The following is a 25,500-nucleotide window of genomic DNA, read 5'->3' on the forward strand; positions in this document are numbered from 1 at the left end:
CTGAGGACCCGTTAAGGAAAGCGGATAAGGTTCTATCGTATAAGCGGAAAGGAAATCCAATTTATGGAGAATGTTAACACCAAAGAATTTCCCGTTTTATCCAACATTATTGATTGGGGAATTGTGAAGGCCAGCTTTACTTTAAACAAAACAATAAATGAGGACTTGGTAAGCAACGTCAGTATAATACCTTATGTAGGCAACAAATATGTTATCTTTCAAATCGATAATGGAATGTGGGAACTTCCAGGAGGAACCTTAGAGGCTGGAGAAAGATATCTCGAAGCTTTAAGACGTGAGGTTATGGAGGAGCTTGGAGGAGAATTAATTACATATGAAGTATTTGGTCAATTTAACTGTGAATCAGGTGCGGTAAAACCGTATAAACCTCATATCCCACATCCGAAATTTGTAAGAATTGTTGGTTATGGCGAAGTGAAACTAGTTGGTAAACCGCTGAATCCTGAGGGTGGAGAGCAAGTAATTGCGGTAGAATTAGTTGACATTGAAGAGGCTGTTACTAGATTACAACAGATTGGAAGGCAAGACATAGCAGAATTATATCATCTGGCACACATTACCAGAAAATACAAAAATGAATTAACATCCGTCGATTAAAGGCAGGAAGCAATTAATGGAACAAAACGAAGATGAACAGATCGGGATTGTAATCAGTTATGCACCTGCTGCAGACATGGAAAGGAGGCTGAGCGTAAGGTTCTAGGGAAATTTTATATAGCCATTATAGCTAGCGGCATCTTTACGATTACAATAGTTATATTCTTGTTCGATTTATTAGAAATCGTGATAATGGCAATACCGGTACTCTTTTTTATCGTTTTCCCATTATCTCTAGTTATAAGCCGAGTTCCCTTCAAAAACAGGTTGGTAACAATTTTAATTCGATTAGTATTTCAGGTTCTAGTTCCATCAATCGCATTGGCGTATTTTGACCACTACTATGGGCTGCTGGTTATTTCAACACTATATATATCCTTAATCTACTTTGTTTGTGAAATACTGCTTGAAATAACTGGGAAAAGATAAGGAGAAGGTATGCACAAAAAGTATATCTTGACAGCTTTATGTGCAATTTTATTTGCAGCAATAATTTTGAATCGAAGTATCCCTAGTGAACAAAAGTATGTCAATTGGTTATTGGAAAAACATAACATTTCATGTGTCAATACAAATATTACTATTAATTGCACGCTGAGAATTAACGGTCAAGACCAATCAATTGATTGGCTTTCAAGAGCTAAGACTAATAACGGTCTTTACTTGACGATTAAAGATGAGTATAAGGATGAAGAAGGAAACATAGTGATTATTAAATCATTAGGGATACTGAATGAATTCTACGGAAGATGATAAGGAGTAAACAAATCTATTGAAAAGGATTGACAGAATTGATTAGTCCCTTACATGTTACACAAGCTACAATAGAAGATGTGGAAGATATAGCACATTTATTTAATGAGTATAGAATTTTCTATAATCAGGAATCTGATTTGGTGGCAGCCAGAAGTTTTTTATCTGACCGCTTTGAGCACAGTGAATCGATTCTATTCATAGCCAAAGATACCGTCTTGAACAAAGCAATTGGATTTACTCAACTGTATCCGTCGTTTTCATCAATTTCAATGAAGAGATCATGGATTTTGAATGATTTGTATGTAATTGATGCGTACAGAAGACGCGGTGCTGCCCAATTGTTATTGGATGCGGTAAAAACATACGCAAAACAAACAAAAGCTAAAGGAATAGGACTGTCAACGGCAATTGACAATGAAAGGGCTCAAAGAATATATGAACGAAATGGATACGAGAGAGATAATGAATTTTTCCATTATTATTTGAGTTTATGACACCTGAGCAAGGATGATACGATGGAACTCCGGCTAATGGCTACCGCTTTTCTGATTAACGGCAATAAAATACTGATGATGAGGAAAACCGGAAATAGATTTTATAACTCCGAATTTTGGACTGGTCTTGGCGGACATATAGAACCTGCCGAACTAAACAGTCCGATGGAAGCTTGTCTGAGGGAGATCTTTGAAGAGTCAGGGATACGAGACACCGAAATCAAGGAATTAAAGCTGAAATATATACTGCTGAGGATCAAGGAAGATGAAATCAGACAACAATTTGTTTACTTCGGTTACACAGATAAAGTTGATTTATTACAATCCGAAGAAGGGGATTTGTTTTGGATTGATAAGAAAGAATTGTTGAGTTTGCATATGTCCAGCATAATCAAATATATGATAAAGCATGATTTGAACCATCCGAAATTAGTCGGCACATTGGTTGGGACAATGACAGTTAATAAAGAACAATTACCCGAAATTCAATGGTCGGAGCTTAAGGACCCAATCGTTTTTTAAGAGGAGCGGGTGATGGAGTTTGAGTCGACACATTAAGTTAGCACAGAAGAATGAAATCGGTCTCGTATATCAATTAATTCAGGAAGCATTTCAAGAATATGACGGTAAACTTGATCCCCCATCAGGTGCTTTGAGGGAGTCGGAAGAAAGTATAAGTAAAAAAATATCAGAGCTTGGCGGGGCCATAATCGTTTGGGAAGACACAATGCCTATTGGGACGGCACTTTACGATTTCACCGGTGAATATATGTATATAGGTCGGGTTTCGGTTGTACCGGATAGTAGGGGACAAGGAATTGGAAAAGAACTTATTTTATATCTAGAGGCACTAGCTCGGGAACGTCAACTTAAAACAACGAGAGTCGGAGTGAGATTATCAATTCCTCAAAATGTAATTTTTTATCAGAGGCTTGGTTATCAAGTGTTAAACCATATTTTTTATCCTGAAGGAACGGACAGCTGGTATGTAATGCAGAAGAATCTATAGAAATTTGATGAATAGAGGTCCATACAGATGTATCAGCTCCGAGATGCAAGATATTTTGGGTTTAAGGCCGCATATAACTTTAGCCGTATATAATGATATTCCGGACCTGGATTCGTCTTTGGAACGGTTTACACATTATTTTGACAATGTTCAAGAAATTGGTTTGAAGTTTGAAGTACTAGCGTTGTTCCCGAGCTCGGGCACACTTTTTCTAAACCCCCACAGTGACTGAAGAGTTAATCGGAATTCACAAAGATTATCATGGTCATTTTGAGGAATTAATCGAACTCGCAAACCCTTATTATATACCAAAAAGTTGGGACCCTCACTGTACATTGGCGCTGCGGTTATCCTCGGAGAAAGCACTTGAAGCGATGAAGTATTGTTATGAAGATTTCACACCTAGAAGAAGTAAAATTATTGAAGCAGGTGTCATCAAACTTGAGTATGATATGAATCGTAAATGCAAAAGCAGTCAAACTATACATTTGAAGAAATTACGAGGTTAATTGCATCCGATAATGGACATGGCTTAATTGAAAAATAGCCCCAAGCGGAGTTAAAGCCGAACGTTGTAGCCTGCAGTTCTTCGGGAGCCATCTTTTTCACAAGCACATTGAGCGATGGCAGCATCCCGCCGATAAATAGCCCGAGAAGAAATCTTCCCACAAGCAATACGCCTATTCCTGTGGCTAAAGCCTGAGGAATATACATAAACGCCGCTGCACATAGCGCGAGAACGAGAATTTTGCGTTGGCCGATACGATCGCCAAGTCTTCCGAGCGTCGGCGCTCCAATAAGATTGGCCATACCGCTCATCGCCACGACAAGTCCCGCAATCAAAGCTAAATGTGCGCCGGTATAGAGTGTCTTCGCATAAATGGTAACAATGGGTTCAATGCTCATCATGCCAACCTGGATGAACGTGGAGGCCGCAAAAACGGGGAATAGCGGCTTTAATTGCATGAGTCCCGCTTTCGGACGGCTTCTGGCGTCCACTCTGGGCTGATGCTGTTCGTGTACGAAGAAGATGACGATAACGGCAGCGGCAATGAGCAATGCGCCCGTGCAATAGAAAACGCCGCGAAATCCAATTAATTCCGACAGCACGCCGCCAATCAGGGGACCGATAAGACTTCCCGCAATTGCGCCGGTTTGAAGGGTGCCAAGGGCACGGCCCGATTGATCATTGGGCGTTATTGATGCCTGAAGAGAGATCGCCATCGAGATAAAGCCGGAGAAAATTCCGTTCAAGAACCGAAGCAAAAGCAATTGCCACACCGCACCTACAGCGCCCATCAAGACGGTTACGATCCCCATCCCCAAGCTGGCACGAATAAGCATTACCTTGCGTCCATGTCTATCGGCAAGTGCTCCCCAAATCGGTTGGCAGATAACAGCCGTGATGAATTGAGCGGAGAACACCCAGCCCGACCATCGTTCAATATCCTGCAATTGATATATACCAAGTTTTTCAATGTATAGTGGAAGGAACGGGATCACTAAACTCATGCCGGCTGTAACGGAGAAGTTAGCCGCCCATAAGATCCACAGGGTACGTTTCCAGCTCACCTAATCCATCTCCCATGGAATTTCTTCTCTTAAAGTCAGCCGTTTACTCCAAGAGAGGAAATCCACTCATTTACCGTCATTACATCTGCTTGACGGGGAAACACTTTCTCTAACAGAACACGATGAACTTCCGGGTCCGCATCCAGACATGCATCGGACAGGACGGTCAGTTCAAAATCCTTATCTGCAGCTTCCCGCAAGGTTGACAACACCACTCCACTCGTGGCAATCCCTGTAAGTACAAGCTTGTCGACCCGGTATGCCCTTAAAATGACCTCAAGGTCACTCCCTGCAAATCCGCTCACGCGAAGCTTCGTCACGATCGGTTCATCCATACGAGGTCCCACGGAATCGTGAATTTGTGTTGACCAATCCGCAGAAGTCATACCACCGCGTTGTGCGATAGTGGAAAACGACTTGTTACGGGTACTGATTTCAGGAAAACCGTCACGGAACGCGACACGAACGAAAATGACCGGAGTACCGGCTTCACGGGCCGCTTTTACCGCGTTTTGTAAAGGAACCAGCACTTCCGGATCATCTGCAAAGCGTGACACTATGCCATTTTGAACATCCATCACCAAGAGCGCTGTATGATTCGATTGCATGTTATCATTCCTCCCAACTAAAGAAGTGTTCATGCTAATATAGTCAAAGTTTTAGACTGTATAATCCACGATTCGAACTTTTCCTTAAATATGTAGAACGTTTGATCCATAAAACAAGGAATAACCTGAAATAAGTAACAAATTACGCATTTTAACTATAAAATATAGGAGTATTTAATCCAAATTTAACGCGGCGCCGATTGGGAGTCAAGTATGGATTGGAGTGTACAATCTAATAATTGTTCATATAGTCGACTGATTTCCTTGACAGGAAACAATGGTGAGATTAAAGTTTATTTGAGGTGTATGATATGAGCAAGCGACAGGATATTATAAACGCAACTCTTGATCTTATTGATGAAATTGGGTTGCAGTCAGTCACGATTGCGCAAATATTGAAAAAAGCAAATGTGGGCTCGGGCACCTTATTTAATTACTTCAGCACGAAGGAAGACCTTGTAAACGAGACGTACAGTGAGGCAAGAAGAAGGATGGGTCGGAGCCTTCTAGCTAACTACGATTCCAGTTTAAGTGTGTATGAGAGGTTGAAACATCTTCAACTGAACAGGCTTCGCTTTGGAATGACATTTCCTAAGGAGTTTCTGTTTATCGACAGCTACTCCTATTCTCCATATATTTTGCCGGAATTACGAAACCTGGATGAAACCGGCTCTGCTGCCGAAACGTTATCCGTTATTATTCAGGGCCAGAAACAGGGATTGATTAAAGAGATGGATCCCCACCTGTGCCATCAGCTTATTCATGGCATCGTCGCCTCAGTCGTTAAAGGTTATTTCATTCAGAGGTATCCGCTGGATGAACTGCAGGAGCAGCAAATTCTTGAGGCATGTTGGAAGGCTATTAAGTTGTAGCGGATAATCTGGTTTAATTGAATCGAATATGGGTAGATATCGTTTAGTGCTGATTAAAGCAGCAGACGGATTTCAGGAATTGGGGAGCTTTTTAGGGGCCGTATGGTTCTTAACATCAATCGCCAAAGCGCATATTAATGGAGGAAATCGTCTATGAGCGAACAACTTAAAGAAAAGAAGACGGGCACTAATCATTTTGTAGGCGGAATAGGAGCAGTCTATGTTCCGGTTAGTGATTTTTGGACATCCAAGACATGGTATGAAGAAGTCCTCGATTTAAAATGGGGAGGCCATTGTTTTCATTTTGAAGACAATGAAACAACTTTATTTTTAGTCGAAACAAAGAATCACGAAAAACCGCATTTAAATTTCATCTCAAAAGGCAGTTATGAAATGTTTATTCTCACTTTGAATATTAAAAAAAAGGAATTATTTGAAGAGTTTCACCGACGCGTTGTTGCTTTGGGAGTAAGAGTGGAAAATATCGAGAATCGTGGTATCTGCGGGGATAATTTTAGATTATATGACCCCGATGGTAATAAAATAGATATATGGAATACCGATTATCGACATGTAACAGCCTCTCAGTGGGGATCGACGGCAGGAACACTGGAAGAAAGCATTTGAAAATCCGCAGATCAGCGAATGAATACATACTGAAGAACAAGAATTATGAGATCGCGGACTAATACGATTGAGCACATACAATATCAAGCGAAGATGGTCTCGAGGCTAATTCACCACGATCTGGCTGCTATTCATGTTCAGGATGCCCCCCTTACTGAAAATCCTTGGTCAAAGGGGCATCGGATAGCATGGCAAACTGATGGATTTCCGGCGGAAATACCTGTGGAGGCTCAAGAGATTATTAATAATTTACTTCAAAGGGTAAACCTGAAAGAGGATTATAAAGTTCAAATTGTTCATGGCGATTTGTCGGGAAATATTCTTTTTGACGAAGTATTGAGCCCTTTGATAATTGACTTTTCCCCAACAATTGCCCCTGTAGAATATGCGGAAGCAATTTTAGTATGTGATTGTATCGCGTGGCAGGGAAGCGAGATTTCTGAGATAGAGCTGCTTCCTAATGATGAACTGTACAGTGAGATGATTATAAGGGCTATTATTTTCCGTTTAGCAGTTTCGGCAATTTTGTCTAATGGTGATTATCATAAATTTGTATGCGAATATAATGCGTACAAACCTATTATTGATTATATGAAGCAAGATTCTTGGGAGGACATACGATGAAGATGAGAAGTTCTGTCTGCGCCTTGATTATTAGAGATAACCATGTCTTGACCATTAAGAAACACGATAAGGACATATCTGAATATATACTCCCAGGTGGAGGGCAAGAGTTCGGGGAAACTCTGGCAGATGCTCTCCGCAGAGAAGTCAGAGAAGAGGTGGGTGCAAGCATTAATAACATAAGATTGTTATTTGTGCGGGAGTATATTGGCAAGAATCATGAACATTCAATACGTGATAAAGAAATACATGTTATAAGCCATATTTTCACATGCGACCTTGATGAAGAAGGTAAATACCCACTGGAACCAGACGATGACCAAGTTGGAATGGAGTGGATAAACATAGAAGAATTAAAGGACTACAACTTCTATCCGAAGGAGCTTATTAAACTTCTTAAGAAAGACAACCTTGAGAATCCTAAAGAAATCTATATTGGAGATATAAATTGAAAAGGCTGTCCCGCAGATGCCGGGCATCGGCTGCGGGATCAGCTTTTACTTAACCTGCGTTATTCGTTCAAATAAGTGTTGATACGGTTGGCGATCGATTTGGCAACAGCATCCGCCGATTTGCTGCCGGAGAAATAAGCTGCGGATTCCTGGATGATCATACTGATCACTTTCGGATCTTGATTACTGTACTTGCCAACGGACGGCACTAAGTCAAGCACTTTGTCGATATCCTCGTCACTCAGGGTGGGGTGGGTTACTACACCGTCCGGATTCTTAATTGAGATTTGTGGCTTTCTTCCCTCGGTTCCTGTACCATCAAGCATTTGCTGCGTCTCTACAAGCTTGTTTTTGAGCGCTGCCTTGTTAACAGCAAAGTTCATCATGGACCTCGCACTCTGCATTTCTTCAGAAAGCAAGAATTTGACGAACGACCAAGCCGCATCCTTCACCTTCGATTTTGCATTCAGTCCAAGCACCAGATTTGATTTGAACGGAATGCCCTCATCCTTACCGGTTCCCGGCGGACGAAGCATGGCCTGTGATTTCCCACCCAACTTCGGCATCAGAACTAAATCCATCGGATTACTCATGCTTATCTTGTTAAAACTTGTATTGTTCGGTGCCATATTTTCCTCGGTTGCAACACCGCTATCATAGAGCTTCTTGACATTTTCCATATACGCTCGAAAGGCGTCTGCATCGAAGACTGTGGAATCGCCGTCTTTCTTCACCAGCTCCCCATAAACCGATTGGACGAGAAATCCGAGCATCTTGGCGGGCGTCACGCTAGCAATGCCGTATTTGCCGTCAGTTTTCGTTTTTATCAATAGGTCGACGAATTGATCCCATGTCCAGGTTTTGTGGTCCAGACTATTTTGCTTGAGCAAGGAGTCGTCCCCGAGCATAACATCCAGCGAAAATGAAGTAGGGATGCCGTACAAGCCGCTGCCTTTCGAAACGCCGTCAAAGATGTTCTCATAATAATCCGATTTATTGAAGCTGCTATCTTTGCCGGCCAGTTCGTTCCAATCCATCAGCAGCTCTTTGTCCGCATACTTACCGACAGGCAGATTCTCCACAGAGATAATGTCTGACGCGTTACCCGACATGAGCGCGGTATTGACGCTGTTTGCGTATTTTTCCAATTCTTCAGTTTTTGTACCCGAATCCTCTCCCGAATTCTCTCCCGAACCCTGCCTCATGATGACTTTGTCGCCGCTGCTCGTGTCAGCGGGAACAAGTTCATTGACTTGAACGTCGATATTGGGATTCGCAGCTTCGAATTTCTGCTCCGCTTCTGCGAGAAAACGGTCCTTGGTCAGCACGGACATCGTCACGACTGTTTTGCCATTCGACGTTTCAGGCTTACTGTCGGTTGGAGTCGGCGTCCCTTCCGGAGCGTTGTTATTCTTGCCTCCCGAGCATGCAGTCAATGCTGCGCACAGCAGGATTAATACTCCCATTTTCCAAACTTTCGCTTGCTTTTTCATTTTCGTTTCCTCCCGAATTCATTCGATTATTTTAATAACGGACGCGGTCTCCATCGCTGAGCGGTTCGCTGGATTCCGTAACGAATTTCTCATCAGGCATCAGCCCTTCCGTAACTACGGTATCTCCGTTCTCGTCTTTGACCGTTACGTATGTTTTACTGGCGTAATAGGCGGCACCGAGCGGACCGTCTTTCTCGGTCACAGTGAATACGTAGTCACCATCATTGTCGCTTTTGAGAACAGACTTCGGGATCTGCATCCCGAAAGATTTGCTCTGGTTAGAAATGCTGACGGAAGCTTTCAAACCAGGCTGCAGCTTGGGGTCCTGGACTTCGAATGTAATTTTTTTATTGTCGCTGTTGTCGTTAGCCGATGCGCCTGAAGCATCCTCGATTTCGGAGATAATACCGTCTACTCTCCTAAGTGGAACTTCATCGAGAATCACTGTGACCTTGTCGCCAATGCGAAGCGGAGAAGCATTATCGCTGTTCGCGTTAAGGGAGAACTGATAGCCGGAAGCATCGTCTGCGATTTCGATGATTGGCTGTCCCCGGCTGGAAAAGGCGCCTTCGGAGGCGTTCAGTGAAGTAATGATACCGTCGACGGGAGCTTTCAGCGTCCGGCCTTCGGAGATTTGTTTCCGCAGGTCGTTGATTTTACGCTGCTGCATCTCCATATCGAGCTGTTGTTTTTCGATGTCGCGCTTCAGGTTCGCGATATCGGATGAATTGTCACTCCTCAGCATTGTTTTCATCTGATCCGCCATCTTGTCTAGCTGCAGCTTAAGCTGCTCGTAGCGGGTCTCCTCATCCAGAAGCGTTCTTTCCGTCGAAGCCGTATCGAAAGTGACAAGCGGATCGCCTCGATTAACGCGGTCGTTCTTGCGTTTGAGGACTTTGTCGACCTTCCATTCCCCTTCCGCATAAAGCTGCGCAGTGTGTGCCGGCTGCAGGAATCCTTCGCCCGATACGGTAAGGTCAAGACCGCCCATTTCGGGCTTCGAGACCGTCACTTTGGGCAGGGACATTCCCTGAATCGTGTTGGATAAAAACGTAAGAACGAGAAGAATGGCGAAAAAAAGGCCGATCATCCAGCCAAGCGTCTTTTTTCTTCGCTGCATGTGCGGTGTAAACCTCCTAACCAGAGACGGTTTTTAATGAGAAATGAGAGCAAACGATCCAACTTCGGAAGCTTGCGCTTTAGGGTTATCCTTTGATTCCCGACATTTGAATGCCTTCGACGAGATGCTCTTCGCCGTAGAGGAATATAAGCACCATCGGCGTCATGTACAGGACAGATGCGGCGAATGCAACCCCCCGCGCTCCTTCAGCGATATTCGTCAAGTAGACGGACAAGGGCTGGCGAATTGGCTCGGTCAGAAACAAGATCGGCTGCTCGACCATGTTCCAGTTATCGACAAATGATAAGAGGATAAGCGCGGCGATGCCCGGTTTGGCGAGCGGCAGCGCAATATGAATAAATGCCCGCAGCCCACCTGCGCCGTCGATTTTCACTGCTTCCATATAAGCGTCCGGAATGCCTGACATAAACTGCCGCATCAGGAACACTCCGAACGAAGCAAAGATACCGGGCAGTACAATTGCACCATAACTGTTTAAGAGACCAAGCTTATCCGCCACCAGGTAATTGGGTACGAGCGTAACCTGAAACGGCATGAGCATTGTGAGCAAATATATAAAGAAGAGCTTGTCTCTGCCCGGGAAAGCCAATTTTGCGAACGCAAATCCGGCTAACGTGCCAATAATCGCCTGACCGACAATAATGGGGAGCGTCAGCTTAACTGAATTCCAGAAGTGCAGCAGGAATTTCGGCCGCTTAAGCAGCAGTTCGCCGAATTGGGAGAGCGTGACGCTTTCCGGAATGAGGCGGATGGCTGTATTCTTGCGGGCATCTGTGGAATCCGAGCCGCCCAAAGAATCATAATGGCGGCCGATTTCGTCCTCGGACATGAACGAGTTGCTGACCGTCAGTACAACGGGAAACAAGATTGCTAGCGCGATCAGAACAAGGAACGCCAGCTTCATGGAGATCAGGGTATTACGCAGGGCAGTTGTCATTGATCGAGCGCCTCCCTTGATCGTCTTTCCGCCCGGAAAAGGAAGTACACCGTAACACCGATCACGAGCGACAGCAAGACGGCAGCAGCAGTCAGCTTTGGATAGTCCAGCGACTGGAACATGTTGTTCATGAAATGCTGCAGCGTATAAATGGAGTCGTGCGGGTAGGCGCCGGCCACCAAATAAGCTTCCCGGAATACCTTGAACGATTGGACGATGCTGATGACGATGACGAAAAAGGAAGTCGGTGCGAGTCCCGGCCATGTAATGTGCAGGAACGTACGAAAGTTTCCCGCACCGTCTATGGACGCCGATTCGTATTGTTCCGTCGGGATGTTAGACAAGCCGGCAAGGAAAATGATCAGGTTATAACCGGCGTTTTTCCAAAGGAATGCGGCCAGCATGACGGCAAATGCCCAGCTTGTGTTCATCCAATCGACGGGAATCAGCCCCCATTTCAAGAAAACACCGTTGATCGCTCCGTTCCATTGAAACAACGTCTGCCATACCAGAATTACGGAAGCGACAGGTACAACCAACGGAAGCAGGAACATCGTCCGCAGCGGCCCGCGAAAAGGTATCTCCCCTTTGAGAAGCAAAGCAAGTCCCAGAGATACCGCGAAGAGCAGAGGAACACTGACGCCTGCAAACACCAGGGAATTGACGAACGCTTTGCGGAACGAACCGCTGGCCCATAATGCTTGGTAATTATTGAGGCCAAGAAAATTACCGTTTACCGGGTTGTCGATGAGCGAGTAATAGACAACGGCCCCAAACGGGATAATGAAAAACAAAAGAAAACCGGCGAGGCTCGGTGCCAGGAACAGCAGCGTGAACGGAGCATCCCGCAGGTATTGCCGCCTAATACGTAACAGATAAATCCCCTCCTTTCCAGCGAATTGCTTCGCGTTCAGTCGTCATCATGTCCCCCATCATATCCGTACTGTGTGACATGAGTGTGACAGATCACAGCGTGACAAGGAGGCAGTGATTCGCCTAAAATAAGGATGATAACATTGGAACGGCAACCTGAAAGGACGGATCCGTGTGAAACCGAAGGTGTTGATTGTCGAGGACGAATGGCGTATCCGCGAATTAATCGCCGATTATTTGGAGGAAGAGGGCCTGGACTGGTGTGAATGCGATCGGGGTGACATCGCCTTGGAAAGTTTCCTGCAGCATACGCCACAGCTTGTAATTCTCGATATTTTGATGCCGGGTCTGGACGGCTATGACGTGTGCGAAGCGATCCGGGCCAAATCGGATGTACCGATCATATTTCTGACGGCTAAATCCGAAGAAGACGATGAACTGCTCGGATATGATCTTGGCGCCGACGATTACATGACGAAGCCGTTTAGCCCCAAAGTACTCGCGGCGAAAGTGAAGGCTTTGCTGAAACGGTCGGAGACGGTGAGAAAGGCGCTGTCCAGCGGCAATGACGGAGAACGGATGGAATTGGAGGAGCTGATGTTGAATGTGACGGCGAGGGAAGCGGAGCTCGGAGGCTCTCCTCTAGTCCTCTCTCCGAAAGAATTCGATTTGCTGCTCCATTTCATCCGCAATCGCAATCGCGTACTCAGCCGCGATATGCTGCTTGACGCCGTTTGGGGTTATGATTATGAGGGAGATATCCGGACGGTCGATACTCATGTGAAACGTCTTCGGCAAAAACTTGGTGACCGTGCCGGGTGGATCGTTACCTTGAGGGGGAACGGGTACCGGATGAAGGTGATGCCGTGACCCCATGGAGACATTCGGTCGCATTCCGGCTCTTCGCCATCACCTTTCTCGTTATTATGCTCTTTCTCGGGGGACTTTTGTCGGTGCTTGCAGGGAGTTTCACCTCGTTCTATGAGCGTCGGCAAATCAAGGATATTACGTCGCAAATCAATCTTATTCGGGATAAATATGCGAGGGAAGGATGGCACTCCTCAACCGAGGGAGGGTTCCCTCCTTACTTCTATGAATTTGAAAATGACTTTTATGCGATGATTTCGCTGTTGAAGCTGGACAACGGTAGAATACTTGTCCAGAGAGGCTTAATGAGCAAGCAGAATAATATCTCCGACTATTTAGAATTGCCGCGGTTGGTGCAACCCGGCTCAGACGAAGAAGGCAAGTTTATGTTGGCACTTGCGGAATGGCACCAGGATGGGCAGGCGGTTGACCTGGTAATGAAGCAGGGCAAGACACTTGTGTATCGTTCTCATGGGATCGGTTCGGTTAATTTCGGTGGCGATCAACTTATCGTCGTCTCTCCGGTCAAATCCGACGGGAACCGAAACGGAACCTTATTGTTTGCCATTTCCTCACTGCAGCCGGTTATAGGCGCAGCGAGCGTCATCCGTGATTTTTCCTGGTATGCGTTTGGAATCGCGCTCGTTCTGGTGCCCGTTCTCGCATTCCTTTATGCCGGTATTCTTACCAGACCTCTCCGATCCTTGAACGAACTTGCCGGCAGATTGGCATCGCTGGACTTTTCCGTCCGCATCCGTTGGCGCCGCAAGGACGAGATCGGCAAGCTGGCGCAGACCTTCGATTTTCTGGCGGATAACCTGCAGGGGGCGCTGGCGGAGCTCCACGAAGCAAACGACAAGCTGAGGGAGGATATCGAGAGGGGAAAAGCGCTTGAGCGGATGCGTCGCGATTTTGTGGCCGGGGTGTCGCATGAGCTCAAAACGCCGCTAAGCCTGATCGGAGGGTATGCGGAAGGCTTGCAGGACAACATCGGTGCCGGAGCCAAGCGGGAGAGGTACGCGGAGGTTATCCTGGACGAGACGCGTCGCATGTCCGCCATTGTCGGTGATATGCTCGACCTGTCCCATCTTGAAGCCGGACAATACCGGCTGAACCTGGAGCCATTCGATGCGGCGGAGCTGCTGAGGGAATCGGCTGAGCGTGCGGAAGCTCTTGGAGCGGGAAGACACGTCCGAGTGGAATTGTCCATTCCGGAAGAAGAGAATGGAAACGTCGAAGTGGCGGCCGACCGGTTCCGGATCGGCCAAGTACTGACCAATCTGGTGACCAACGCCGTACGGCATGCCCCGGAAGGGGGAACGATCACGTTATCGACGATCCGGGAGGCCGGAGGATGGCTCTTCTCCGTCCATAATGAGGGAGAGCCCATTCCGCAGGTGGAGATCCCGCGCATCTGGGGCCAATTTTACCGTGTAGACAAAGCGCGTACCCGGGAAAGCGGCGGTACCGGTATCGGACTCGCCATTGTGAAGCAAATTCTCGAGCTGCATGGCAGCCGGTACGAAGCCAGGAACGAGAGGGGAGGCGTGACATTCGCTTTCACGCTTCCCGCAGCGGAAATAGTTAACTGAGGTGCTGGAGCGGGAGCTCCGGCATCTTGCTGTTTCGGGCGGTGATCTAATGCGGCAGCCGGTTATCCGTCAATAAAATGTTTCAACGGGGAGGACGAACCGGGCTTCGTTTGCATTTAATGCCTAATGATTTCAATTCTTCGTAAACCTTCGCCATTTCATCGTTAATCTTTTCGCATTCCACGCCGGTTTGCTTGAAACCTTCTAAAATAACCATCTGCTAGACCATTCTTTACGTTGAAGGAGGTTTTTAATCGTATCCTATTTTTTTACTTTTTCTTATCGTATTTCTTCATTAAGGTTAATAGTTACCTGATATACTGTATGGGGAAGGGGTGAGCACTGAACATAAGCGTAACTAAATTCGAATCCTTTTTTGATAAGGAGGAAATTATGGAAGAATCGCTAAATTTGTTTACAAGTACTGTGATACGAAGCAAATATTGGTCTACAATAGACGATATGAAGCTTGCAGCCCGGTTTGATAAACAACTTAGTAAGTCAAAATTGCATGAACCAGTACGTGCGGAATCGTTTGAACAATCGACATTCTCATTGGAAGAGCAGTTCTCTATATCTCTCGTGAAAAAAGAGATTTCGCTCATTCAGATTGTGAAACCCCATCTGTTTATATATACGAATGTCCGAGGGGTCGCCTTACTGATGAACGGATTTATGGAAATTGTGCAAGTTTTGGAACAACACCACATCGGAATAGGGACATCCTTTACGCTTGAGCATTTGGGCCAAAACGCTGTATCACTCGCCATGCACACCGGAAAATTATCGATTGTTTCCGGATCGGAGCATACCAATGAGGTTTTCAAGACGTGTTCCTGTATTTGTGCACCAATTCATGTGGACGAACGGGAAATAGGTTACCTCGTTTTATTGTTCAGCCGCGACGAAGAAGTTACATTCTGCATCCCGTTAATCGAGCAAATTGTGCGCAATATTGAAAAAGCCTTATCACGAAGAACCCCGGATCAAATCCGAGAGAGCATTTTTAAGCAATTTGAACAATATCAGCTTACCTATCGAGAGATGCAAGTCGCTTATGAATGGTTCTGCAACAAATGTGTGCCCGAGATTGCCATGATGATGGGGATATCGGAACTGACAGTCCGGACGCATATTAAAAAAATCTATAAAAAAACAAAGGTGTGCCACAAAGGTGAGTTTACCATAAAGCTTATAACCTCTTAAATACCCAATTTTGGGTATTTTTTTATTTTTAGTATTTGGTTACTATAAAAGTAAGTTCTCCGTACCGTAATGACAAACCGGCACGAATCACAGCGTTACCTATCTGACAACAGGCGGGACGTTAGTCATTAAGAATTAATACGATCGTAAAGGAGAAGCTGCGAATGTTCATGTTAAATGAAATAGTCGCCAACAAAAGACTGGAAATCGAGAATAAGAAGAGAAACTGTCCCCTTGAAGAATTAATGGCGAAACTATCAGGAGCCAGGCAGGTAAGAGATTTTCATCATGCTCTAACGATGCCGGGTATATCCTTGATTGCCGAAATAAAACGTAAATCACCTTCAAAGGGGGAACTGCGCCCGGGCTTTGATGCGATTGAACTGGCCCGAATTTATTCGGAGCATGGCGCCAGGGCGATATCGGTATTAGCCGACGAGAAATTTTTTGGCGGTGGCGCGCATGTGGTGGAGAAAGTGGCAAACGACCCGTTTGTCCGATTACCGGTCATGTACAAGGAATTCGTTATCGATCCCTATCAAATTTACGAAGCCAGGTCTGTAGGAGCGGACGCAGTATTGCTCATTGTTCGCTGTATCGAACAACCAAGTTTGCTCTCAGAAATGATTGAAATCATTCACAGCCTAGGCATGCAGGCATTGGTTGAATGCTTTGCAGCCAATGAAGCGGTTCGTGCCGTTGAATCCGGTGCCCGGATCATCGGGATTAATAACCGCGATCTGCAAACGTTTGATGTTGATTTGAAGCGCTCTGAAGAAATTCGTTCCGTCCTTCCGGATTCGGCGGTCACTGTAAGTGAAAGCGGTCTTTCATCACGATCTGATGCGCTTCTGGCCCAGGAGAATGGGTTTGACGCCATGCTGGTAGGAGAGGCGCTTCTAAAGTCGGATTCGATTGTCAGCCGAGTCAGGGAGTTCGCCGGGCTGGGCGAGTTGGAAATGGACGTGTTGGAGCACAAAAACGTTTAGGAGAGGAGAACCGGGAATGGATGGTTTTTTCGGTCAATACGGCGGTGCCTTCGTAGCCGAAACGTTAATTCGTAATTTGGAAGAGCTGAACAAGGAATATATACGAGTCAAAGCCGATCCGATGTTTCGTGCGGAAATTTCTAAGCTGCTGAAAGTATTTGTAGGCAGACCGACACCGGTTACGCCGCTTCATCGTATGACGGAGCAGCTGGGCGGCGCGAAGGTGTATCTGAAACGCGAGGACTTAACCCACACGGGTGCTCACAAAATCAACAACGCTCTCGCACAAGCAGTCCTGGCGAAAAAGATGGGCAAACGCCGGATTGTTGCGGAAACCGGAGCAGGGCAGCACGGCGTGGCCGTGGCGACGGCTTGCAGCCTGCTCGGAATGAAATGCGTGGTTTACATGGGGGCGGTGGATGCGCAGCGGCAAGCTCCAAACGTACAGCGTATGAAGCTCCTTGGAGCCGATTTGCGGCTCGTTCACAGCGGTCAAAAAACGCTTAAAGACGCCATCAACGAAGCGATCCGTGACTGGATTACCAATGTCGGCGACACGCATTACCTGCTCGGTTCGGCGGTCGGTCCGCATCCGTTTCCGAATATGGTCCGCGACTTCCAGTCGGTTATCGGCGAAGAAGCGAGAAGCCAGATCATGGAAGCGGAAGGCCGTCTGCCGGACTGTATCATTGCCTGCGTTGGCGGCGGAAGCAACGCGATCGGCATGTTCAGTGCGTTCTTGAATGATGAGGATGTCAAATTGATTGGTGTTCAGGCAGCCGGAGACGGACTGGATACGGACAAGCATGCCGCCCCGCTTGTGAAAGGAACCGTTGGAATCGTACAAGGCAGCCTTACCTATATGCTGCAGGACGAAGACGGACAAATACTGGAAACTCACAGTATTGCACCAGGACTGGATTACCCGGGCGTCGGACCGCAGCATAGTTATTTGAAAGACAGCGGACGTGTACAATACACCGCGATTAGCAACCGGGATGCGCTGCAGGCTTTTGAGTATTTATGCCGAACAGAAGGCATTCTGCCTGCTCTTGAATCTTCGCATGCCGTCGCCCATGCATTAAAGGTTGCCCCGACGCTGCCAAAAGACGCGGTGGTATTGGTGAATCTGTCCGGTCGGGGGGACAAAGATTTGGACCAAGCGATCGCTGCTCTGGACAAGATGAAACAATCGGAGGTGTCGGTATGAGCTTTAGCCGGATTGAACAAATGTTTGCCCGATTACAGGAGAAGGGGGAAGGCGCTCTAATCCCTTACATTCCCGTCGGATATCCGACGGCAGAACGGTCGGAAGCACTGATCCGGGTAATAGCGGAATCCGGAGCAGACCTTATCGAGCTTGGAGTTCCCTACTCGGACCCGCTGGCCGACGGACCGACTATTCAGGAAGCTAGTCAAATTGCCGTCGCGGGCGGAGCGAAGCTGTCTACCTGTCTGACTACCGTCAAGTCGCTCCGAGATTCCGGTTTAAATCTTCCGATCGTGCTCATGGGCTACTGCAACTCATTCCTTGCGTACGGACTGGAGAGGCTGGCGTGCGACGCAAATGCGGCTGGTGTAGACGGGTTAATTATTCCGGACCTGCCTTCGACCATGGCAAAATCATGGGTGGATATATTTGAACCGCACGGATTGGATGTTATTTTCTTTCTTGCCCCAACGACCAGCGAAGAGCGGGCCGCCGCTGTCGTGCAGCAGGGCAAAGGCTTCCTTTACTGTATTTCGGTAACCGGGGTCACAGGTGAACGGGATACGCTGCCCGATGAACTTCCGGCATTTCTTAAGCAGGTTCGAACCGTTACAAATCTACCGCTTGCCGTCGGCTTCGGAATTTCGAATGAAAAGCATGTGAGAGAAGTGATTCAGTACGCCGACGGCGCCATCGTAGGAAGCGCGCTGATCAACGTCATACGGCAATCGTCACCGGACAAGCTGGAATCGGAGGTTCGCCGATTTATTCGCGAGCTTAAACAAGCCACTTGCTTGTCGGAAACCCGGGTCTAAGGAACGGATTAATATACTGAACATGACTCGTATAAAAATGTGCAGAAAGCGCTGTCACTGATTTAACAGGGACCACGGAGGAGGTTCATTGATTGCTGCAATCACTCATTATCGGATTTGGAAGAGCAGGCAGGGGACTGCACTACCCCTGCTTACAGAAAGCGCAGAAGTCGGAAAGCTATTCCGATTTGTTTCACCCTTACATCGGCGTTGTAGACCCCAGGATAGCGGAAACCAATATTGAACAACCGAATCTTCAGGTGTTCTCACAATTGGATCAAGTGGCCGGCTTCGATCCGTCCAGCACGGTAGTACACATCTGTACTCCGCCGGAGCTGCACAGTGAAACGCTGCACCAGGCAGCTGCGCTTGGCTACCGCATGATCGTGATGGAAAAACCGTTGACGACCTCCCTTCGCGAATTACAGACGATTCATGAGCTGCAAAACCTCTACCAGTTCGAGCTTTTGGTCGTAGCCAACTGGTTGTCCAGCGTTCTGACAACTGCGTTATCCGGGCTGCTCCAAACGGGTGATTACGGGCCGCTTCGCTTCCTGGAGGCAGAACAGAATAAGCCGCGTTTATCACGTACACTGGCTAATCCGAGCCATGGCAATGCCTTTGATGTAGAGATTCCGCACTTGGTTGCACTGGCATTAGCGCTTGGAGGAACGGATTCCGAGATCATTGATGCGGAAATTGCGGATATGTGCATCGGGAATCGGGTCATACCCCGCATGGGATATGCAAGTATGACGTTGATGCACGCTGGCGGACTTACATCCCAACTAAGTTCAAATTTATCGTCTCCGATCCGGAAACGATGTATCCGGCTGCATTTCGACCGTCATTTTGTGACCGGCTATTATCCATCGGGCAGTGACGACAGCTATTCCTGGCTGCAAATTCATTCGGTGGATGGCCGGCTGCTGGACGAGCGAATTATTGAAGACGATCCGCTAACAGCCGTATTTACGGACTTTTACAGTTTCTTTGATGGACGCGCCAAGAAGCCGGTCAGCGATCTGGACTTCAATGACCGTGTGGTCAGCACGATTTACGAGGCTAAAGAAAAATGCGGCTTGCTGTTACCTAAACAGGAGACGACTGGCGTCCACAATATATTGAACATGGCTAAGATGAGGTGATTGAGTTGAATGTTGCCTTCTTTTCCGGGTCAAAGTCATTCGAACGGCAATGGCCCTTTATCGCCGAAAGGTTGGACCAAATCGTAGATAAGGGCATGTTTACGAACGGACCGGCGGTCAAAGAGTTGGAAGCTGCTCTGGAGATATTCACAGGCGCCAAGCATTGCATCGCAGTGGGAAATGCGACGGATGCCCTAATAATCATGCTTCGAGCTGCCGGAATCGGACCGGGCGACGAAGTGATCGTGCCTTGCTATTCCTTCTTTGCCACGGCTTCATGCGTCGACCATGTCGGTGCGCGGCCTGTATTTAGCGACATTGATCCCGTGACTTACAGCCTGAACGCAACTGATATTGAAGCAAAGATTACGAAACGGACGAAGGCGATTATGCCCGTCCATCTGTTTACCCAGTTGGCGGATATGGCTGCCATTAGAGAGATTGCTGACCGGCACAGTCTTATGGTGTTGGAGGACAGCGCCGAGGCGATCAGCATGTTTTGCGAAGGCAAACACGCCGGATTACTCGGGGATGCCGGCGTCATTTCCTTTTTCCCGACCAAGACGCTGGGTGCCATCGGTGACGGGGGTCTTGTGCTGACGAATGATGGCCATATTGCCGCCCAAGCGCGTCGTCTTCGAATTCACGGTCAGGACGAACATACGCCATATATTCATCATATGGCCGGTTATAACAGCCGAATGGATGATATACAAGCGGCTGTACTGCTCGTCCGTTTCGGTTTCCTCCAGCAGGAGATCGCGCGCCGCGCTCACTTGGCAGCTTGTTACGACCGCGGCTTGTCGGATCTGTCCCAGGTGCGCACTCCTACAATCAGGGAGAGGGCGGACGCCGCCAATTCCGTCTACTATGTCTACCTAATCGAGGCGGAACGAAGGGACGACTTGGCTGCTTATCTGACGCGTCAGGGTATCGGAACAGAAATCTACTACCCATATCCTTTACATACTCAGCCTTGCTTTGCCCATCTTGGATATCGGCCGGGAGATATGCCGCATGCCGAACGGGCTGCAGAGCGGGCGATAGGCTTGCCGATGTACCCTGATTTGACGGAGGATCAGGTCGATGAAGTGTGTCGCTGGATCCATCAGTTTTATGAAAGCGGGGGCTGAAGGATGAAGGTACCCTTTTTTAATTATGAGGCCCGATTCGAGGAAGACCGGAAGATGATCAAGGAGATCGTTTATCGGGTAGGAATGTCAAACCATTTTATTTTGAAAGAACGGGTAGCCGAATTCGAGCAATCGATTTGTTCTTATATTGGAGCAAAGCATACGGTAGCCGTGGCCAACGGCACAACCGCGTTGTCGATTCTGCTGCGGGCGATGGGCGTCGGACCTGGAGTTGATGTCTTGACGCCGGCCTTTTCATTTATTTCGACAGCCAGCGCTATTGCGCTGCTTGGCGCAAGGCCTGTGTTCGTGGATGTAGACCCGGATAACGCGATGATGGACCCGGTGGACCTGGAAAGTCGGGTGACGCCTTCCAGTAAGGTTATTATCCCGACCCATCTGTTTTCCGTCATGGCTGATATGGAGGCAATTAATCAAGTTGCGAAGCGGCATCAGCTTCTTGTGCTTGAAGATAGCGCGGTTGCCCTTGGCGCCATCCAGAACGGCAGACCTGCCGGCATGCTGGGCCATGCAGGACTTTACTCCTTTTTTCCGGCCAAGCCTTTGGGCGGCATCGGGGACGGAGGAATTATCGTAACGGATGATGACGAACTGGGCCGAATGTGCAGAATGCTCCGCAATCACGGACAGGACGGTATTACCCGGTTCCTCCATCACCATGTGGGGTACAACAATCGGATGGACGAGATCGTGGCGGCCTACCTGCAGCACAAGCTGAAGCGCTACGATGAACTGCTGCTTCAGCGGCGTCGGATCGCTGCCCTGTACAACGATGCTTTCGCCGGATTGGCCCCGATGATGAAGATCGTGACCGATCATCATGACGAGCGGGTTTACTACACCTACGTCGTACAAGCGGAGAATCGGGAAGCATTGCGGCAATATCTCACCGATCGGGGGGTAGAGACGCAGATCTATTATCCGTTAGCGCTTCCGCTGCAGCCTGCATTTGCGTACTTAGGCCATCGACAGGGCGATTTCCGGAACGCGGAACTGATTACCCGGAAGGCGCTGGCGCTGCCGCTGTACGCGGAAATACCGGATGATCATGTGGAACAGGTAATCGAAGCGGTGACATCCTTTTACGCGAAGGTGAACGTTCATGTCTGATCCGCTTGGTGTTATGCTGTCCGGCTTGAGCGATGAGGCCGGGCCATTGTTAGAGACGCAGCTGCAAGCCCATCTGTCACTGGGGTGGCAAGAAATCGAGTTGCGTTCTGTAGAAGGTCAAGCGATAGCCGATTGGGAGCCGGAATTTTTCCATAAGATTAGACGCGCCGTTGTGAGAGCAGGGTTGCTGGTGACCGTCGTTGCATCGCGAATCGGCAATTGGGAGCGGCCCATAACCGGCTCCTTTCAACTTGATCTTGAGGAATTGTTGCGGGTTGCCGAACGAATGCAGCTGCTCGGAGCCAAATATGTACGTATCATGTCATATCCAAACGATGGTTTGTCCGATAATGAGTGGCGCGACAGGGTGCTCGAACGATTTCACCGGTTGACCGAAACGGCTGCTGAAGCGGGTATTGTGCTGCTTCACGAAAATTGCTCCGGTTGGGCCGGAACACGGCCGGAACGCGCGATTGACCTGTTGAAGGAGATCGACAGCCCGAACTTACGCCTGTTGTTCGATACGGGGAACGGAATTGCTTACCGCTACGATACGTATGAATATTTGCAGCAGGTTTGGCCTTATGTGGCGCACGTCCACGTTAAGGATGGTGTGCTGCTGAACGGTGAAGCGGTATACACACTTCCCGGTAAAGGGGAATCAAAAGTCCGGGAATGTCTGCGTTGGCTGCTCGATCACGACTATAAGGGTATATTGGCGATTGAACCTCACCTTCACCTGATTCCGCATCTTAGAAAAGCCGGTGACAGGAAGAACCTGACTGACTCTTATATCGACTATGGGCGTCATCTGGGTACCCTGTTGGAAGAAATGACCGTAGATTCCCGCCCGGAAAAGGACTGTAGAGAACCGGCGCAAAGGATGAGCAGCCTATGATGAAACGTACCCTCTTTACGTCGGATCACATCGATCTGCTGTTGAGCTTGCTTCAATTAAACACGGTCACGCCAATGGAGACGGGTCGACCTGCCGATATTGCTGACGCACAGGATAATTACGCCCGCTTCGCGACGGAGCGGCTCGACTGCGAAGTAGTATTTCACGCCCCGCCGATACCGGATAACCTGGAAGGCGCCGTTGTGCCGCTAAGCGTGCACGAACGTGCTGACAGAATGGGGTCGGACTTCTGGGCATGCCAGCCGAACCTGGTACTGCGGCTTGGACCGGAGCGGCCGTCTGATGACACTGTAATGTTCAATTTCCATATGGACACCGTGGACGGTACGTTTCCGGTATCCTATGACGGGGAGACGTTTGTGGGCCGCGGCGCCGCGGACATGAAAGGACCCGGTGTCGCACTGCTGGCCGGCATAGAAGGGGCACTACGTAACGATCCGTCTTGGTTGGACGAGTTCAGTGTGCTGATCCAGTGCGTGTCGGGGGAAGAAGGCGGTGCCATGGGCGTTTACGGAACCAAGCTGTTGGCAGAGCAGGGGTGGCTGGGCCGTCTGAATATTTTTGCAGAGCCGTCGGGGAGCATCTATTTTGATAGATCGACCACCTCCATGACGGCACGGATCGAGGTTAATGGACAGGACGCGACCGATGATGCTCCGCATCAAGGTCATAATGCAACCCTCCTCCTCGGTTATCTGGCAGAGCGGCTGCTGGCGGAACTGTCGGGTCCCATTGAAAAAGACGGGGGCAAAATGTGCCTTGCCGGTATCCATACCGGATATATGCATAACAAAGTATACGGCAGCGGTACTCTGCTTTTGAACTTTGCATATGGATCAACCGATTCCGGAAGAACAATTCGCAGTTTGATGGATGAAGCCTTCATCCGGTTGATCGGAAAGTTTAGCGATGAATTCCGGGAAGCGGCAGCTGCCCGGTTTACAGCGGAGGCGGCAGCAGAAATTTGCAGCTTGACCTGGGTCAAGGAGGGACTACCCGTGCTAGGCAACCGCGATCCGGAATGGGAAGCCTTCCTTGAACATATAGGGTGGGTTCGAAATCCGGATGATCATGTCGAGCAGGCGTTCACCTGTGACGCGATGTGGGCGCAGCGGCCAGGAAGCTATACGATTGTATACGGCCCCGGTAGTCTCGGAGGTAATTTGGCGCATGCCGAAGGAGAGTTCATCAGGCTGCAGGAATTGGAACGGTATGCAGGTGACATCATGACACTTCTGACTGGATACGGTGCCCATCGGCGAAACCAGAAGGGAAAGGAAGCGGGAATAAGAGATGAATCAGTCGTATGAAGTCAAGCGAGAGGATCTCCGCCGATTTGTCGCCGAGGTGTTTAACGCCTGCGGTGTCAGCGAAGACAACAGCCGTACCGCCGCCGATGTGCTCTGTTACGCGGATGAGAACGGATTTGACACGCACGGTGTAATAAATTTGGAGCGGCTTTATGTAGCCCGGCTTCAGGACGGCCGTATCAACCCTGCTGCGGAATTTATCGTTAAAGCTGAGACGGCGTCTACTGCCGTTCTTGATGCCGATCATGGTCTTGGCTTGGCAGCCGGTGCAGAGGCAATGGATATGGCGATTACGAAAGCACGCGGAACCGGGATCGGGTGTGTCGTCGTCCGTCAATCATCCCACTTTGGCAGCGCCGGCTATTATACAAGTCAAGCATTGCAGGCCGGGATGATCGGAATCGCGATGACCAACCTCGGGTCCCAAACCGTTGCCCGGCCCTTGAACGGAACGGTCAACATGCTGGGCACCAATCCCATAGCAATGAGTTCACCGGCCGGTGTACTTCCACCATTCGTCCTTGATATGAGTACGAGCGTCGTTGCCACAGGCAAAATCCGTGCCGCTCAGCGTAAAGGGGAATCGATTCCGGAAGGTTGGTTAATTGACGATAACGGAAAGGCCGTAACGGATCCCGAAGCCTATGATGAAGGTACAGGGCATCTGCTTATGCTTGGAGGTTCTTATGAAACGGGCGGAGCGAAGGGATATGGACTTGCGCTCATGGTTGATATTCTTTGCGGCATGCTATCCGGTGCGAATGTCGGGCCGGACCCGCGTGTACTGCAGCCGGGTGGCGTACAATACGCGCAGGAAGACCAGAACATCGGGCACTTCTTTCTGGCGATCAACGTGGAAGCGTTCCGCCCTTACGGCGAATTCGTCTCGGGTATGGACCGGATGCTGCAAACCTTGCTCCATTGTCCCCCAAATTCTTCGGCGAACAAAGTGCAGTACCCCGGTTACCCGGAAGCACTTAAGCAGCGGACCGGTGATACGGTAGCGCTCGATCAAGCGGTATTCAATCAGCTTGAACAATTGGCGGAACGATTGAACGTTCCTGCGCCTGTCCTAGTGATGGAATGGGCATGACTTACGTTCTA

General features: G+C 48.4%; 27 protein-coding genes. 21 read left to right on the top strand and 6 right to left on the bottom strand.

What is annotated here, in order from left to right; genetic code table 11:
* Positions 1 to 63 precede the first annotated feature (63 nt).
* From KZ483_RS11425 to KZ483_RS11445, 5 genes are all read left to right on the top strand, one after another.
* A complete protein-coding gene (locus tag KZ483_RS11425) occupies positions 64 to 618 on the top strand; it encodes an NUDIX hydrolase (RefSeq protein ID WP_220352762.1) in 555 nt (184 codons plus the stop codon).
* 438 nt (positions 619 to 1,056) lie between these two features.
* Positions 1,057 to 1,371, top strand: a complete 315-nt coding sequence (locus KZ483_RS11430) for a hypothetical protein (protein WP_220352763.1) — start codon at positions 1,057 to 1,059, stop codon at positions 1,369 to 1,371.
* A 29-nt stretch (positions 1,372 to 1,400) separates the two neighbouring features.
* Positions 1,401 to 1,868: a GNAT family N-acetyltransferase gene (locus tag KZ483_RS11435; protein WP_258881656.1), complete on the top strand. Its 468-nt coding sequence runs from the start codon at positions 1,401 to 1,403 to the stop codon at positions 1,866 to 1,868.
* 36 nt (positions 1,869 to 1,904) lie between these two features.
* A complete protein-coding gene (locus tag KZ483_RS11440; RefSeq protein ID WP_220352764.1) occupies positions 1,905 to 2,390 on the top strand; it encodes an NUDIX domain-containing protein in 486 nt (161 codons plus the stop codon).
* 19 nt (positions 2,391 to 2,409) lie between these two features.
* The gene (locus KZ483_RS11445; protein ID WP_220352765.1) at positions 2,410 to 2,877 is read left to right on the top strand and encodes a GNAT family N-acetyltransferase; all 468 of its coding nucleotides are present in this window, start codon (positions 2,410 to 2,412) and stop codon (positions 2,875 to 2,877) included.
* 480 nt (positions 2,878 to 3,357) lie between these two features.
* Here the strand turns inward: KZ483_RS11445 and KZ483_RS11450 are convergent, their stop codons facing one another.
* Together KZ483_RS11450 and KZ483_RS11455 are read right to left on the bottom strand one after the other, a co-directional pair.
* A complete protein-coding gene (locus KZ483_RS11450) occupies positions 3,358 to 4,449 on the bottom strand; it encodes an MFS transporter (protein ID WP_258881657.1) in 1,092 nt (363 codons plus the stop codon).
* Between the two features lie 35 nt (positions 4,450 to 4,484).
* Positions 4,485 to 5,057, bottom strand: coding sequence for a cysteine hydrolase family protein (locus KZ483_RS11455; RefSeq protein ID WP_220352766.1), 573 nt, complete (start codon positions 5,055 to 5,057; stop codon positions 4,485 to 4,487).
* A gap of 311 nt (positions 5,058 to 5,368) precedes the next feature.
* On the opposite strand from KZ483_RS11455, the gene KZ483_RS11460 reads away from it, so the two are divergent.
* The 4 genes from KZ483_RS11460 (at position 5,369) to KZ483_RS11475 (ending at position 7,632) form a co-directional block, all read left to right on the top strand.
* On the top strand, positions 5,369 to 5,929 hold the full coding sequence (locus KZ483_RS11460; protein ID WP_220352767.1) for a TetR/AcrR family transcriptional regulator: 561 nt from the start codon (positions 5,369 to 5,371) through the stop codon (positions 5,927 to 5,929).
* Between the two features lie 153 nt (positions 5,930 to 6,082).
* Positions 6,083 to 6,556 (top strand): VOC family protein, encoded by a 474-nt coding sequence (locus KZ483_RS11465; protein WP_220352768.1) that lies wholly within the window; start codon positions 6,083 to 6,085, stop codon positions 6,554 to 6,556.
* 45 nt (positions 6,557 to 6,601) lie between these two features.
* Positions 6,602 to 7,180, top strand: coding sequence for a hypothetical protein (locus tag KZ483_RS11470; protein WP_220352769.1), 579 nt, complete (start codon positions 6,602 to 6,604; stop codon positions 7,178 to 7,180).
* Positions 7,177 to 7,632 carry an NUDIX domain-containing protein gene (locus tag KZ483_RS11475; protein WP_220352770.1) on the top strand — a complete coding sequence of 152 codons (456 nt, stop codon included), beginning with the start codon at positions 7,177 to 7,179 and terminating at the stop codon, positions 7,630 to 7,632. Before KZ483_RS11470 ends, KZ483_RS11475 begins: the two co-directional genes overlap by 4 nt.
* Positions 7,633 to 7,691: 59 nt before the next feature.
* Here the strand turns inward: KZ483_RS11475 and KZ483_RS11480 are convergent, their stop codons facing one another.
* From KZ483_RS11480 to KZ483_RS11495, 4 genes are all read right to left on the bottom strand, one after another.
* Positions 7,692 to 9,125, bottom strand: coding sequence for an ABC transporter substrate-binding protein (locus tag KZ483_RS11480; RefSeq protein WP_220352771.1), 1,434 nt, complete (start codon positions 9,123 to 9,125; stop codon positions 7,692 to 7,694).
* 31 nt (positions 9,126 to 9,156) lie between these two features.
* Positions 9,157 to 10,245 carry an efflux RND transporter periplasmic adaptor subunit gene (locus tag KZ483_RS11485; protein WP_220352772.1) on the bottom strand — a complete coding sequence of 363 codons (1,089 nt, stop codon included), beginning with the start codon at positions 10,243 to 10,245 and terminating at the stop codon, positions 9,157 to 9,159.
* 85 nt (positions 10,246 to 10,330) lie between these two features.
* Complete coding sequence (locus tag KZ483_RS11490; RefSeq protein WP_258881658.1) at positions 10,331 to 11,203, bottom strand: carbohydrate ABC transporter permease; 873 nt, start codon at positions 11,201 to 11,203, stop codon at positions 10,331 to 10,333.
* Positions 11,200 to 11,997: a carbohydrate ABC transporter permease gene (locus KZ483_RS11495; RefSeq protein ID WP_258881659.1), complete on the bottom strand. Its 798-nt coding sequence runs from the start codon at positions 11,995 to 11,997 to the stop codon at positions 11,200 to 11,202. The genes KZ483_RS11490 and KZ483_RS11495 overlap by 4 nt, the downstream gene beginning before the upstream one ends.
* A 253-nt stretch (positions 11,998 to 12,250) precedes the next feature.
* On the opposite strand from KZ483_RS11495, the gene KZ483_RS11500 reads away from it, so the two are divergent.
* The 12 genes from KZ483_RS11500 to KZ483_RS11555 all read left to right on the top strand — a co-directional run bounded on the left by KZ483_RS11500 (position 12,251) and on the right by KZ483_RS11555 (position 25,489).
* Positions 12,251 to 12,946 (top strand): response regulator transcription factor, encoded by a 696-nt coding sequence (locus KZ483_RS11500; protein ID WP_220352773.1) that lies wholly within the window; start codon positions 12,251 to 12,253, stop codon positions 12,944 to 12,946.
* On the top strand, positions 12,895 to 14,535 hold the full coding sequence (locus KZ483_RS11505) for a sensor histidine kinase (RefSeq protein WP_220352774.1): 1,641 nt from the start codon (positions 12,895 to 12,897) through the stop codon (positions 14,533 to 14,535). Before KZ483_RS11500 ends, KZ483_RS11505 begins: the two co-directional genes overlap by 52 nt.
* A 393-nt stretch (positions 14,536 to 14,928) precedes the next feature.
* Positions 14,929 to 15,741 carry a helix-turn-helix transcriptional regulator gene (locus KZ483_RS11510; RefSeq protein WP_220352775.1) on the top strand — a complete coding sequence of 271 codons (813 nt, stop codon included), beginning with the start codon at positions 14,929 to 14,931 and terminating at the stop codon, positions 15,739 to 15,741.
* A gap of 164 nt (positions 15,742 to 15,905) precedes the next feature.
* Positions 15,906 to 16,730, top strand: a complete 825-nt coding sequence (gene trpC / locus KZ483_RS11515) for an indole-3-glycerol phosphate synthase TrpC (RefSeq protein WP_220352776.1) — start codon at positions 15,906 to 15,908, stop codon at positions 16,728 to 16,730.
* 16 nt (positions 16,731 to 16,746) lie between these two features.
* The gene (gene trpB, locus KZ483_RS11520) at positions 16,747 to 17,940 is read left to right on the top strand and encodes a tryptophan synthase subunit beta (protein WP_220352777.1); all 1,194 of its coding nucleotides are present in this window, start codon (positions 16,747 to 16,749) and stop codon (positions 17,938 to 17,940) included.
* The gene (trpA, locus tag KZ483_RS11525; protein WP_220352778.1) at positions 17,937 to 18,755 is read left to right on the top strand and encodes a tryptophan synthase subunit alpha; all 819 of its coding nucleotides are present in this window, start codon (positions 17,937 to 17,939) and stop codon (positions 18,753 to 18,755) included. The genes trpB and trpA overlap by 4 nt, the downstream gene beginning before the upstream one ends.
* A gap of 92 nt (positions 18,756 to 18,847) precedes the next feature.
* Positions 18,848 to 19,903: a Gfo/Idh/MocA family oxidoreductase gene (locus KZ483_RS11530; RefSeq protein ID WP_220352779.1), complete on the top strand. Its 1,056-nt coding sequence runs from the start codon at positions 18,848 to 18,850 to the stop codon at positions 19,901 to 19,903.
* 71 nt (positions 19,904 to 19,974) lie between these two features.
* Positions 19,975 to 21,036: a DegT/DnrJ/EryC1/StrS family aminotransferase gene (locus tag KZ483_RS11535; RefSeq protein WP_258881660.1), complete on the top strand. Its 1,062-nt coding sequence runs from the start codon at positions 19,975 to 19,977 to the stop codon at positions 21,034 to 21,036.
* Positions 21,037 to 21,039: 3 nt separating this feature from the next.
* Positions 21,040 to 22,167, top strand: a complete 1,128-nt coding sequence (locus KZ483_RS11540) for a DegT/DnrJ/EryC1/StrS family aminotransferase (protein WP_220352781.1) — start codon at positions 21,040 to 21,042, stop codon at positions 22,165 to 22,167.
* Positions 22,160 to 23,065 (top strand): sugar phosphate isomerase/epimerase family protein, encoded by a 906-nt coding sequence (locus KZ483_RS11545; RefSeq protein ID WP_220352782.1) that lies wholly within the window; start codon positions 22,160 to 22,162, stop codon positions 23,063 to 23,065. Before KZ483_RS11540 ends, KZ483_RS11545 begins: the two co-directional genes overlap by 8 nt.
* On the top strand, positions 23,062 to 24,396 hold the full coding sequence (locus KZ483_RS11550) for a M20/M25/M40 family metallo-hydrolase (RefSeq protein WP_220352783.1): 1,335 nt from the start codon (positions 23,062 to 23,064) through the stop codon (positions 24,394 to 24,396). The genes KZ483_RS11545 and KZ483_RS11550 overlap by 4 nt, the downstream gene beginning before the upstream one ends.
* A complete protein-coding gene (locus KZ483_RS11555) occupies positions 24,380 to 25,489 on the top strand; it encodes an Ldh family oxidoreductase (RefSeq protein WP_220352784.1) in 1,110 nt (369 codons plus the stop codon). The genes KZ483_RS11550 and KZ483_RS11555 overlap by 17 nt, the downstream gene beginning before the upstream one ends.
* The last annotated feature ends 11 nt before the right edge of the window (positions 25,490 to 25,500 follow it).

It is taken from the genome of Paenibacillus sp. sptzw28 (assembly GCF_019550795.1).
Taxonomy (GTDB): Bacteria; Bacillota; Bacilli; order Paenibacillales; family Paenibacillaceae; genus Paenibacillus_Z.

Bases quoted from the DNA above. Each gene is read 5' to 3' on its own strand.
- KZ483_RS11425 (WP_220352762.1), top strand. From the start codon at position 64: ATGGAGAATGTTAACACCAAAGAATTTCCCGTTTTATCCAACATTATT.
- KZ483_RS11430 (WP_220352763.1), top strand. From the start codon at position 1,057: ATGCACAAAAAGTATATCTTGACAGCTTTATGTGCAATTTTATTTGCA.
- KZ483_RS11440 (WP_220352764.1), top strand. From the start codon at position 1,905: ATGGCTACCGCTTTTCTGATTAACGGCAATAAAATACTGATGATGAGG.
- KZ483_RS11455 (WP_220352766.1), bottom strand. From the start codon at position 5,057: ATGCAATCGAATCATACAGCGCTCTTGGTGATGGATGTTCAAAATGGC.
- KZ483_RS11460 (WP_220352767.1), top strand. From the start codon at position 5,369: ATGAGCAAGCGACAGGATATTATAAACGCAACTCTTGATCTTATTGAT.
- KZ483_RS11465 (WP_220352768.1), top strand. From the start codon at position 6,083: ATGAGCGAACAACTTAAAGAAAAGAAGACGGGCACTAATCATTTTGTA.
- KZ483_RS11470 (WP_220352769.1), top strand. From the start codon at position 6,602: ATGAGATCGCGGACTAATACGATTGAGCACATACAATATCAAGCGAAG.
- KZ483_RS11475 (WP_220352770.1), top strand. From the start codon at position 7,177: ATGAAGATGAGAAGTTCTGTCTGCGCCTTGATTATTAGAGATAACCAT.
- KZ483_RS11480 (WP_220352771.1), bottom strand. From the start codon at position 9,125: ATGAAAAAGCAAGCGAAAGTTTGGAAAATGGGAGTATTAATCCTGCTG.
- KZ483_RS11485 (WP_220352772.1), bottom strand. From the start codon at position 10,245: ATGCAGCGAAGAAAAAAGACGCTTGGCTGGATGATCGGCCTTTTTTTC.
- KZ483_RS11490 (WP_258881658.1), bottom strand. From the start codon at position 11,203: ATGACAACTGCCCTGCGTAATACCCTGATCTCCATGAAGCTGGCGTTC.
- KZ483_RS11510 (WP_220352775.1), top strand. From the start codon at position 14,929: ATGGAAGAATCGCTAAATTTGTTTACAAGTACTGTGATACGAAGCAAA.
- trpC (WP_220352776.1), top strand. From the start codon at position 15,906: ATGTTCATGTTAAATGAAATAGTCGCCAACAAAAGACTGGAAATCGAG.
- trpB (WP_220352777.1), top strand. From the start codon at position 16,747: ATGGATGGTTTTTTCGGTCAATACGGCGGTGCCTTCGTAGCCGAAACG.
- trpA (WP_220352778.1), top strand. From the start codon at position 17,937: ATGAGCTTTAGCCGGATTGAACAAATGTTTGCCCGATTACAGGAGAAG.
- KZ483_RS11540 (WP_220352781.1), top strand. From the start codon at position 21,040: ATGAAGGTACCCTTTTTTAATTATGAGGCCCGATTCGAGGAAGACCGG.
- KZ483_RS11545 (WP_220352782.1), top strand. From the start codon at position 22,160: ATGTCTGATCCGCTTGGTGTTATGCTGTCCGGCTTGAGCGATGAGGCC.
- KZ483_RS11550 (WP_220352783.1), top strand. From the start codon at position 23,062: ATGATGAAACGTACCCTCTTTACGTCGGATCACATCGATCTGCTGTTG.
- KZ483_RS11555 (WP_220352784.1), top strand. From the start codon at position 24,380: ATGAATCAGTCGTATGAAGTCAAGCGAGAGGATCTCCGCCGATTTGTC.